At 34.3% G+C, this 12,303-nt stretch carries 8 protein-coding genes and 1 pseudogene; 7 read left to right on the top strand and 2 right to left on the bottom strand.

Annotated elements, in window-relative coordinates:
• Window positions 1-100 precede the first annotated feature (100 nt).
• The 5 genes and pseudogenes from ACKI32_RS09930 to ACKI32_RS09910 all read left to right on the top strand — a co-directional run.
• A pseudogene (locus tag ACKI32_RS09930) lies at window positions 101-175 on the top strand (hypothetical protein); the annotation flags it as partial.
• A gap of 436 nt (window positions 176-611) precedes the next feature.
• Window positions 612-6,143, top strand: coding sequence for a right-handed parallel beta-helix repeat-containing protein (locus ACKI32_RS09925; RefSeq protein ID WP_407415975.1), 5,532 nt, complete (start codon window positions 612-614; stop codon window positions 6,141-6,143).
• Window positions 6,144-6,509: 366 nt separating this feature from the next.
• The gene (locus ACKI32_RS09920; RefSeq protein WP_407415973.1) at window positions 6,510-7,523 is read left to right on the top strand and encodes a M48 family metallopeptidase; all 1,014 of its coding nucleotides are present in this window, start codon (window positions 6,510-6,512) and stop codon (window positions 7,521-7,523) included.
• An 11-nt stretch (window positions 7,524-7,534) separates the two neighbouring features.
• Window positions 7,535-7,786 carry a transcriptional regulator gene (locus ACKI32_RS09915; RefSeq protein WP_407415971.1) on the top strand — a complete coding sequence of 84 codons (252 nt, stop codon included), beginning with the start codon at window positions 7,535-7,537 and terminating at the stop codon, window positions 7,784-7,786.
• 118 nt (window positions 7,787-7,904) lie between these two features.
• Window positions 7,905-8,516 (top strand): vWA domain-containing protein, encoded by a 612-nt coding sequence (locus tag ACKI32_RS09910; protein WP_407415969.1) that lies wholly within the window; start codon window positions 7,905-7,907, stop codon window positions 8,514-8,516.
• Here ACKI32_RS09910 and queC read toward each other — a convergent pair.
• Window positions 8,513-9,190, bottom strand: coding sequence for a 7-cyano-7-deazaguanine synthase QueC (queC, locus tag ACKI32_RS09905; protein ID WP_407415967.1), 678 nt, complete (start codon window positions 9,188-9,190; stop codon window positions 8,513-8,515). The two genes, ACKI32_RS09910 and queC, sit on opposite strands and share 4 nt — an antisense overlap.
• A complete protein-coding gene (gene larC, locus ACKI32_RS09900; protein WP_407415965.1) occupies window positions 9,187-10,356 on the bottom strand; it encodes a nickel pincer cofactor biosynthesis protein LarC in 1,170 nt (389 codons plus the stop codon). Before larC ends, queC begins: the two co-directional genes overlap by 4 nt.
• A gap of 65 nt (window positions 10,357-10,421) precedes the next feature.
• Between larC and ACKI32_RS09895 the strand changes: the two genes are divergently transcribed.
• Window positions 10,422-11,495, top strand: a complete 1,074-nt coding sequence (locus ACKI32_RS09895; protein ID WP_407415963.1) for a phosphatidylglycerophosphatase — start codon at window positions 10,422-10,424, stop codon at window positions 11,493-11,495.
• 2 nt (window positions 11,496-11,497) lie between these two features.
• A complete protein-coding gene (gene cobS, locus ACKI32_RS09890; RefSeq protein WP_407415961.1) occupies window positions 11,498-12,280 on the top strand; it encodes an adenosylcobinamide-GDP ribazoletransferase in 783 nt (260 codons plus the stop codon).
• Window positions 12,281-12,303 lie beyond the last annotated feature (23 nt).

Below are 12,303 nucleotides of genomic sequence, written 5' to 3'. Positions count from 1 at the left end.
ATCAAAAGCAAACTTCTTCTTTAAATTTTAATGGGGGGAGTTAACATTACATCATTTTTTTTTTTAAAACGATGGCTGTAATGTCAGATGAGTTAAAAAGTTCCAGCATGACAAAGATTTCAAAGTAACTGGTAGTGTGGATGAAAAAACTGTTAAAAAACTTGAAATCTTGTAAATTAATGTAGTGTGATTGCACTACAACTTTTTTTATTTTATTGTTGGCAGTAATAATTATCCAATCAATAGGTATTACATTTTACACTAATATTGGTCGGTACCGACGAGTGCCTGTTTTAAGCATGGATAGGTGCCGACCAATAAATGCAGGGGGTATTGGCTTTTTTATCTTATTTTTGTCTTGTCATTAATATGTCATTTAAATAAATATATGATTGAAATATGTTCCAATTCATTATGGTTTAACTAAAATAGTTAGCCATATAAATATCAGTTTACCGGCGCTCATGTCCATGTATAGTTATATATTTATATATTTATTGATAGACTTTTAACTGTATTTTGAATGTTTTAGACAAAATCAATACCTTTTAAGTTTATTCGTTTAATATAAAACATTTTTAGCAAAATATTTTTCATGGAGTAATGGGAAGATGGAATGCAAAAAAAGCATAATCATATTAATACTAACTATTTTTCTTTTAAGCATCACCGGTGTATGCGCCAGTGATGTGAACGATATATTGGTAGCTAGTGAGGATACAGCAATAGAATTATCTCAAAGCGATGAGATAACCACAACAGATGAAAGTCAAAAAACAATCCAAACAAATGGTGCTGAAATACTAACTGTAAGTGATGAGGAAACCACAGCTGCGCAAAATAACCTGGATACATTAAGTTTTGAAGAAAAGACATATGCAGATTTATCCAATGACATTGGCTCTGGAGGAGATATAAATCTACAACCGGCTTATTATAAATATAATGGAGAAAGCGATACAATTACCATCACAACTCCTGGCATTATCAACGGTAATGGTGCAATAATAGATATGGCCGAATCAACAATCCGAGCATTCACTGTAAATACTGCAGGAGTAACAATTAAAAATCTAACAATTAAAAATGCCAACTATACTGATAGAGGGGGAGCTATTTTCTTTAGTCAAAGTTCTACAGGTACTGTTGAAAATTGTAATTTTGCAAATAACACTGCTGCAAATTATGGTGGTGCTATTTTCTTTAGTCAAAGTTCTACAGGTACTGTTGATAATTGTAATTTTACAAATAACACTGCTTTTGATCATGGTGGTGCTATCGACTTTCAAGGTTCAGGTATTGTAACAAATTGTAATTTTATTGATAACCAAGCAACTGGCGAGCATGGTAGTGGTGGGGCTATCTATATATGTTCAGGTAACGTAACAAATTGTAATTTCACTAAAAACAATGCTGCTTCAACTGGTGGAGCTATTTATTTCTATGTTTATTCAACTGGTAGCGTAACAAATTGTAATTTCACTAAAAATGCTGCTTCAAATGGTGGAGCTATTTATTTCGATATAGAGTCTTCTGGTGAAGTGATAAATTGTAATTTCACTAAAAACAATGCTGCTTCAACTGGTGGAGCTATTTATTTCTATTTTCACACTACTGGCAGGGCTGAAAATTGTAATTTTGTTAATAACTCTGCTAATAGTGGTGGGGCTATTTTTAGCTACCAGCAGTCCACTGTTGCTGACACTTGTATTTTCAAAACAAATCCAAATATTAATACAATTATTCTTCCACCTACTTTGAATGATGATAATTTCACAACTTTTTATGGTTCGGGTGAGAAATTAACATTTGACTTGAAAACAAACAGCGGCATGCCAGTGTATAATGGAAATATCTCAATAAGTGTTTACTATAAAGACAATGATGCATGGATTGGCAATTATAGTTGTTTAAGTGGTGAAGGATGGACTGTAGATTTGCCGGTCGGTTTCTATTATGCTACCTTCAATACTGAATATGCTGAATTCAAAGCGATTAACAGAACAATAACAATAATGCCCAACAATACATTCTGGGCATTGAATCATACAATAAATGCCAATGACAAAGCGAAAATCGATCTGACAAATGATTATTCTTATGACCATCATTATGATGCCGATTTTGCAGATGGAGTTAAGATCAATAGAAAAGTTACAGTCAACGGTAATGGATATACGATAAACGCCCAAGAAAAAGCAAGGGTATTTAATGTTCAAGCAAGTGATGTAACAATTAATAATCTGACTATTGAAAATGCTAACTATAATGGTGATGGTGGAGCAATTTACTTTCATCGTACTGGTACTGTGACAAATTGTAATTTTACAAACAACACCGCAACATCTCAAGGTGGTGCTGTTTACTTCTGGGATCTAGGTACTGTGACAAATTGTAATTTTGCTGATAACACTGCAACCTATGGTGGTGCAGTTTACTTCTTGGATACTGGTAATGTGACAAATTGTAATTTTACTAACAACTCTGCTAAGTATGGTGGAGCCATTAGATTCAATGGTGAAGGTACTGTAACAAATTGTAATTTTACTGTTAACACTGCTGGATTTAGTAGTGGTGGTGCAGTTTACTTCTCCGGAACTGGTAATGTAACAAATTGTAATTTCATTGGTAACAAAGTAACTGGCGATGGCATTGGTGGTGGTGCAATTTACTTCTGGAATCAAGGTACTCTATCAAATTGTAATTTCACTGACAACCAAGCAACTAGTTATGGTGGAGCAGTTTGCTTTAATGAAAATGGTGATGTATCAAATTGTATTTTTAATAATAACAAAGTGCCCTCTGGCAGGGGTGGTGCCATCTACTTCAATCAAGGCAACAGTGCAGTTGCCGATTGCGTATTCATAAACAATTCTGCAGGCAATTTCAGTGCTGTTCATTTATCCAGTGGTGTGGGAAACGTTTCAGGATGCCTGTTCATCAACAACACTGCCGAATTTGGAGTCGTTGGCCAGGCATGGGATTCATACGGCCAGATGAACGTCAACAACAATATATTCCTCAACAATGACGTTACAACTGATGTCATCGACTTTGCAGATTTCGGAAACATGAACACTGACTACAACTGGTTTGGGAACACACAAGACAATTACATTGGAGGGGTTCCATCACAAACCTCAAACGTTTGGCTGTTTATGAATGCTACAGCTAATCCGAATCCAGTTCCAGTTACAGGCTCATCAAAGATTGTCTTCAAGTTATATGCATACAACACTTCAGGAAACATTTCCAACTACAACAACAATCTCCTAAAGCCTGTCAACCTTACAATCACAAAAGCAAACGGTGAAGTTGACAAAGGTATCGTAAATCTCGATGATGCAATTGTATTCAATCCTGAAAGCACAGGAACTGGAAGTGTAACAGCATCAGTGGAAAATATAGTATATACCATCAAATTCAACATCAAAGCAAATCCGGAAATGTCTTTAGACCCTCAGGATGTCTATTACAGCAACAATACAGTAATTTCACTCAACTACAACAGCACAGCTACCGGAAAAGTCAACATAACACTTAAAGGTAAGAAATTCGATTACACATTCACAGATATGGCTCTGAACGATACGGTTTCACTTGGAAAAGTCAACCCGGACGAATACAACGTCACAGTAACATATTCTGGTGATGATTCCTTCTTAAATGCAACTGCAAAAGGAAATCTGACAGTCACTCCAATCGTTGATGTATCAATAACCATAACCACTGATAAGGATGAGTATTTCGTGGGCGACGTTGTTGTCTGGACATTAACTGTCCATAACGCCGGCAACGGAACAAACGCCACCGACGTTTATGTGGACAATAACTTCCCTGGAGATTACTTTGAAATGTTCAATGCAATCACCGACAACGGCACATACTATAAAAACATCGGAAATGAGTATTGGTGGGAAATAGGATTTATGGCCAACGGAACAGATGCTACCTTGAAGGTCTTTTCCCAAGCTAAAGCTGCAAGAGGAGACATTCCTAACTTTGCCAATGCATTTGCCAAAGAGGATGACTGGAACTACACAAACAATCTGGCTCAAAAAGACGTGACAGTCAAAAAAATCAATTCAATACTCAACGTTACAGACACTGTTCTTGATTATGGTCAGGCCGCAAACATTACCGTGACAACCGAGGGAGCCACAGGCATCGCTGCCAACATCATAACCCAAAAGGGTGATGTCATTGAAGCGGATGTCATGGGCTTTACAATCATGATTCCTGTCCTTGATGCTGGAAACTATACTTTGAGTGTAACTACAAAAGCTGATGCCAACCACAATCCGGTGACCAAAACAGCCAACATCGCCGTAAACAAAGCCCATACTGAAATCATTCTTGCCAATGAAACCATTAATTTGAAAGCAGGTGACAAGATTAATGATGTGGCGAAATTAACTCCTGCCGATGCAGGCAATCTGACTTTCCAATCTAGTAATGAAGATATTGCATTAGCATATGAGGGCACAATTTGGGCTCGCATCAAAGGAAATGTCACAGTCACTGTTTCATTTGAAGGAAACGACAACTATGCTGCTGCCGAAAACAAAACCATAACAGTTTACATTACACCTAAAGATGCCAGTGTAAGTGTTGAAAATGAAACCCTGGATTTGAATGTTGATGATAAATACGAATTTAATCCTACAGTAAACCCTAGTTTCCTGGCAGTCCAATATTCCTCTAGCAATGAATCTGTTGCTACTGTTACCGATTACGGACTACTTCGTGCAGTTGGCGAAGGAACAGCAATAATCACATTAACTGTCGGTAACGACCAGACCTATGCCATCAACACAACCAACGTTACCGTAAAAGTAAGCAAGATACCTACCGAAATAAATCTCACCAATGCAACTGTTGATTTGAAAGTTCTTGATGAAATTAGCTCTGGTGCTACATTAACACCTGCGGATGCAGGTAACTTAACATATGCATCCGGTAATGAATCAGTTGTAATCGTCAAAGACGGCAAAATCATAGCTGTCGGTGCAGGTAAAGCCGTTATCACTGTTTCATTTGCAGGTGATGACAAGTATGCTCCTGCTGAAGATAAGACCGTTACAGTTACTGTCAGTTTGAAGGATGCAACTGTTACTGTAAATAACTCTACTTTGAATTTATTTGTTGATGATACTTTCACTGTTGTTGCCACTACATCCCCAGATGGTTTGAATGTTACTTTTGTTCCAGATAACTCTGGTGTTGTCAGCATTAACAATAAAGGAGTTGTCACTGCATTGAAGGAAGGTATTGGCAATATTCTTGTTAAGGTTGGCGGTGATGGGGTTTACATTGAAAATTCAACTACTGTTAATGTTACTGTAAGCAAGGTGCCAACCGAAATTGAATCTTCTGCAGTTTCAACAGTCTATAATGGCGGAAAGAATCTAATTGTAACCTTAAAAGATGCTTACGGAAAACCAATCAGTGATGTAAACATAACAGTTGACTTGAACGGCGCTAAAACATACACTACGGATAATAACGGCCAAATCAAAGTATCCACAAAAGGTTTAGAGCCTAAAACTTACACTGCTAAAATAACATTCAACGGCAATGATAAATATGACCAGTCAGCCAAGGATGTTAAAGTCACAGTCAAAAAGGCCAAACCAAAAATAACTGCCAAAAACAAAACATACAAAAAATCAGTTAAAACCAAAAAATACTCAATAACCCTAAAAGACAATACAGGTAAACCAATCAAAAAAGCCAAAGTCACATTGAAAGTCAAAGGCAAAACCTATAATGCCACAACAAACAGTAAAGGCAAAGCCACTTTCAAAATCAAAAAACTAAACAAAAAAGGTACATTCAATGCAGTTATAAAATACAAAGGAAACAAATACTACAACAAAGTAACCAAAAAATCAAAAATCAAAGTCATAGTTACTTTCAAAACAGTTTCCAAAGGAAGCAAAGACAAATCCACAGTTAAAGATATCCAACAAGCCTTAAAAGACCATGGATACTACTTGACATACAAAGGCCACTACTTAAAAATCGACGGCAACTACAAAGGCTTCACCGAAAGATCAGTCAAGGAATTCCAACATGACAAAGGACTCAAAGTAACAGGTAAAGTGGATGAAAAAACTGCACATAAACTTGGAATAATTTAAATAAGGAGTAAAATCCTTATTTCTTTTTTTTATTTTAACTGATGACTGGTATTTTCATACTCATGTTACATGCCGAATAATAAAAAGTGGTGTTGAAATAATAGAAATCGAATTTCTGTTTTCAATTTTAATGAGTCGTGATTCACATTAACGCTTGCCTTTTCTAAAGCCAAGCATGATTTCAAATGGGGATATACATCAAAGCTTTTCAAAAGTTAGTTTACAATGTCTAAACCTTGATGGTAATGTTAATGGGTGTCAACGTTAATCTTTGTGTGACATTTGCACAAATGTTGGTCGGTACCAACCAGTAATTGTTTTAAATATTAAAAAACTTTTTAACACAATTTAACAATATAATATATTATGGCGAAGGATGATAGGAGTGAAATAAATCCATTCACAGGTAAAAAGCATTTTGACATGGTCAATGATGATAAGTTTCTTGAGGAATCTTATAATGAATATTACTCCATGATTAATCAATCTCAGCTTTTAGATAACACTAACGATGGTCAGATTGTTATAAATGTTGCAGTAAAGTTAATTAATGCAGTAAATGAATATTTGGCAAAAATTGGCAGGCTTGATTATGTGGAAGATTATTATGATTGGGATGTTCATTTGGTGGCGGATGATACTGTAAATGCTTTTTGCATGCCTGGTGGTAAAATTGTAATGTTTTCAGGCATTCTTTCAGTTGCCAACACTGAAGAAAAAGTAGCATTTATTTTAGGTCATGAAATGGCTCATGCACTTCTAGATCATTCAAGAACAAGAGCCAGTGCCCAAACTGCTCAAAATGCAATAACTTCGGCTGCTTGGATTGGCAGTATTGCAATGGATCTTGTGGGATTGGGTGCGATAGGTTCTCTTACAAGGGCTGCAACTAATGTGGCAAGTATTGGTTCACAATTTCTCTTAATGAACCCCTGGGGAAGGGATCAGGAACTTGAAGCTGATAGATTAGGTATGATGATTATTCATTGGGCAGGTTATGATATTTCACATATCCCTGCATTCTGGCAGGCAATGTCAGCTCAAAACTCTAATGAGCACGATTTTTTCTCAACTCACCCTGCTGATTCAAAAAGAATAGCTTCTATGAATGAATTAATTTCTGAAATTGAAAATCAAAAAGATTTCTACTCACAACCGGTTATAGGCAGTACTCCTGTGCCAAAAGATGAATTTAAGGATGCCCATTTGGATAAAAAAGATGTTAAATACTGTCAAAGTTGTGGTTCGCCTTCAGACATGGATTCAAAATTCTGCATTAATTGCGGGGCAAAGTTTGAAGTTGAAACTAAATGTCCCAATTGTGGAGCTACAATTGAAAATGGAGATGTTTTTTGCACAAATTGTGGAAATAAGCTTTAAGGAGGGATTTCATGGATGATGAACTTTTAAAATATGTCAATAATTCATCATATCGAGTTAAAGTTTTAAAAGCGTTGGGTGGTGATGTAAAAATACCTACTCAAATTGCCTCTGATAGTGGAATATTGCCAAATCATATTTCTAATGTATTAAGGCAATTAAAAGAAAAAGAAATCGTAGAATGCATCAATCCCGAAGTAAGAAAAGGACGTCTTTATAGATTGTCTGATAATGGTTTAAATCTTTTAAAAGAATTAAAGTAACTTTTTTTCATTTCATTTTTTTCACGCATCGAAAACTTTAAATACTATGTTTTGTTAATATATTGTGTGTAAGTTAGTAACAACTTATTAACAAAATCAAAACGGAATGTGAGAAAATATGGATGCAATGCCTAAAAATGAAAACTTGGATATAATATTTTTAATTGATCGTAGTGGATCAATGAGTGGGTCTGAAGAAGATACAATAGGTGGATTTAATTCATATATTGAAAGAGAAAAAAATAAAGGATTTAACACTAAAGTAACAACAGTTCTTTTTGATGATAAGTATGAACTGCTATATAGAAGAAAAGACATTAATGAAGTTGAAAAACTCACAGATAAACAATATTGGGTAAGGGGAATGACAGCATTATATGATGCAATCGGCAAAACAATCAACTTACTTGATAAGGAGATTGACAATAAGGTCTTATTTGTCATTATGACTGATGGGATGGAAAATGATTCTCATGAATACTCAAAACAACATATTACCAATTTAATTGAAAATCATAATTGGGAATTCATATTTATTGGTGCGGATATAGACTCTTATGCCGAAGCAAGACAAATTGGAATTAGAGAAAACCGTGTTGCAAATTATCAAAAATCAAAAAGAGGTGTTGGTAAATTATACAACGCAATTGAAAATGTAACATTTTGTATGAGAGAAAATCTGGATTTAGACGATGCAAATTGGAAAGAAGACTTGGAAGAATATGATTAATTTTCATATTCGCTTAAATCTTTAACACCTAAATTCTTGAAAGCTCGTTTCCGCCTCATACAACTTTCACAAACGCCACAATGTTTGTCTCCTCCTTTATAACAGGAGTAACTTAAACCCATTGGAGCACCAACTTTAACTCCTAACTCAACAATTTCCTCTTTATTTAATCCAATTGCTGGTGCTTCAATTTTAATATTTTCAGGAGACCCAACTTTAATCAATTCATTAAATTCATTTAAATATTCTTTTGAATTATCTGGAAATGTTGCTCCTTCTTCACAGTTCCAACCAACGATTATTATCTCCGCTCCAATACTTTCAGCATATGCAAGGGCAATTGATGTAAAAACAGTATTTCTAGCGGGAACCCAAACACTACTTGCACTTTCACTGCTTTTATCAAAATCATCTAAATCGTCTGAAGAGGGCTCTGGAACTTCTTCAGATGTATTGAGACTTGAATTACTAATCTGCGCCAACCATGGAAGATCGATAACTTCATGTTTCCAGTTCATTTTATTACATATTTCTTTTGAAGCTTCAATCTCTTTTTTAACACTTTTTTGACCATAGTTAAACGTTATTGCATGAATTTCATATTCTTTAGAATAAACACTTGTAGCCACAGTACAATCCAGACCTCCAGATAAAACAGAAATGGCCTTTTTCATTTTACCAACTCTTTTACATCTCTTAAAGCAAGACCGCTGTCTTTTGCAATTCTTTTTAGGTCTTCATATTCTGGTCTAGATGAAATTATCTCTCCGTTAACATATCCAACTTTAAAGGTTACTTCATAAGTTTTTCCATCAATTTCATATTCTTTAGTTATAAACTCTCTTTTTGCAACGCCTCTGTGGATATTTGGAGTAATTCTTATACCTAAACTTCCAGTTTCTTTAAATATGGCTTTAATTAGGTTTTCTCTATTAAATTCTTTAGAAATTACTTTTAAAAGGCTTCCCTGACGATTTTTTTTCATGATTATTGGAGTAATTGAAACATCGCTGGCTCCTTCATCTAAAAGCCTGTCAAATAAGTATCCAATTTCTTCACCAGTTAAATGGTCGATATTTGTCTCAATAACGTCAATTGTATCATTCTCAGTAATATCCTCGCATTCAAGAATTCTTAAAACGTTTGGATGGTCAAAGTCTTTTCTTCCTGCACCATATCCAGTTTGTTTAGGCTTTAAAAGTGGGATGAACTCTTTTATTTCATCACATAATTCCATATAAACTGCACAACCTGTTGGTGTTGCAAGTTCACTATCTACTGGACCTCCAGTCATTTGCGCATCTTTTAAGATTTCTATAACTGCTGGAACTGGAACTGGCAGTATTCCATGGGATGTTTTTATTGTACCTCCTCCAACAGCTATTGGGAGGCCTATAACTTTTTGTTTATCAAAATCAAGTGAGTAATATGCATAAACAGATCCAATCACATCAGCTACTGCATCACTAGCTCCAACTTCATGAAAATGAGCGGTTTTTAAAGTTTTCCCGTGAACTTTTGATTCTGCTTCAGCTATTCTTTTAAAAATATTAATTGAAGTGTTTTTAACATTTTCATCCAAATCAAGTTTTTCAATTTTTGAAATTAATTCTTTGCAACTAATTGATTTTTCCACTTCAAGCATTTTCACTTGGCAGAAGGTAGAAGCGATTCCATTTTTATTAATTTTTTCAAAATTAACTTCTACTCCGCCGAATTCTATAGCTGATTTTTCCATAATATCTTTTATTTCACTAGCATTGGCTCCTAAATCAACAAATGCTCCTATTAACATATTTCCAGCTATTCCGCTTGATTGTGGGTCAATAATAATTGTCATAATGATAAGTCCTTTTTATCTGATATGATATAAATTTAAATTAAATAATTAATATATATTAGCATATGAATTTCAATATCATCAAGAAAGATTATGGTATTTGCATAACTAATCCAAATCATTTTTTAGCATTCAGTGATTTTACTGTAAGTGATGGGATTGACATTGTTGAAAATGTTAATATCATTAAGGCAAAAGATGATTTTGATGCTACTGCTAAAAAGGCACAAACTTTCAATCAATATCAAGGTTCATTTATAGCTCAAGCAACCGAATCTCTTGATTATTTTGCAAATACCTATGATGATTTAACAGTTTTCACATTTATGGCTAATGATGTTGTCATTCAAGACTTTAGAAATCACCTAAAAGTTGCCAATTCTCCTAAGGGATTTAGCGATGCAAGGATTAATTTAAGTCATATAATTTATTTGGATAAAATAATATCTCCTAAGGATTTGTTAAAAATATTCAAAATAATAACTAATATAAAAGCTAAAAAACTAGCAAATATGGCTTTACCTGTGCACATTCAAAATATTTTAAATACTGATGATTTTTTAGCAGTTTTAAGTAATGTTCCAAGGTCTAGTGAAGGTAATTTGGACATTAATAATGCAGTATATGATGATATTGATTTTGGTGAATTAAAAATAAGAATTGAAGAGGCAATTGAAATAAGCATAGAAGATGCATTCGAAAAACTAAATCTAACATTTGGAATTTTAGATTATTTTGTATCTGAGGGGATATTGATTGGAGATTTAGTTGAAGCTGGAATGGATCTTGTTGAGGATGTTGAGGTTACAGATGAGCTAAAAGCCAAAATGGAAACACAAATTTTTAAATCATTGACAGATATTGATGTTATTGCACTTATAGTTGCTGCAATGAGGACGGAACAAGACTTAACTGGAAATAGGATTAGGGAAATTGATATAAGTGATAATCCGGCTTTATATGCTGATAAGGTTTTAGGTCTTGCTATTTCAAATCAAATTGCCGGAACAAAAGCAGCTTTTAATTTTAAAAGATATTATGAAGCAAAACCTGGAATCATCTATGGATTACCTCCGATACTTGATGATATTTTTGCTGGTTTGATTGCAGGTTGTGTGTCTAAAATATTTGAGGAATAATTATGGAAGATGATAGCTACTTTGAAGATGAAGAGTTCTCACCAATCAGGTCTCTTTTAGGACTTTTAACATTTTCAACAATATTGCCAATCAACGTTTTCACATCAATTGAATACATGACTAAGTTAACTTGGTGTTGGCCATTTTTGCATATATTTATTGGAATTTTGGCGGCTATTTGTGGCTATGTGTCTTTGGAGTTCCTACATTTAAATTCATTTTTCACGGCCACTATTGTTTATGCATTTTTGATGCTTATAACTGGTTATAATCATTTGGATGGCGTAATGGACATGGCGGATGGTATAATGGTTCATGGAGAACCCGAACGTAAAATCCGCATAATGAAAGATTCATCAGTAGGGGCAGGTGGTGTTGCAACTTTATTCTTAGTAGCTAGTTTAACCATTGGTGGACTTTACAATATCTTGGATTATCATTTTATTTTTGGAATTATTATTTGTGAGATGACTGCAAAAACCTCCTTGATAACAACAGCACTTTTATCTAAACCACTAACTCCTGGAATTGGAAGTTACTTTATAAAAGAAACAAATATTTATAATTATGCTGCATCAACAGCAATTGTGGCTGTTATTGCATTTTTATTAGGGGATTTAACTGGTATTATTGGTGTTTTGGGAGCAATCTTTTCAGGAATTATCATTGCATTTATTGCAAGACGTAATTTTGTTTTTGCTAATGGTGATGTGCTTGGAATGAGTAATGAGTTTGGTCGCTTATTTTCATTATTATTTATGAGTGTAGCTTTATATTTCCTTTAACGTATTAAAATCAATTTTTAGGT

The sequence above is a fragment of the Methanobrevibacter sp. genome, from assembly GCF_045611865.1.
Lineage (GTDB): Archaea > Methanobacteriota > Methanobacteria > Methanobacteriales > Methanobacteriaceae > Methanocatella.
The sequence above is the reverse complement of the archived record's forward strand: the minus strand, read 5'-3'. Positions and strand labels throughout refer to the sequence as shown.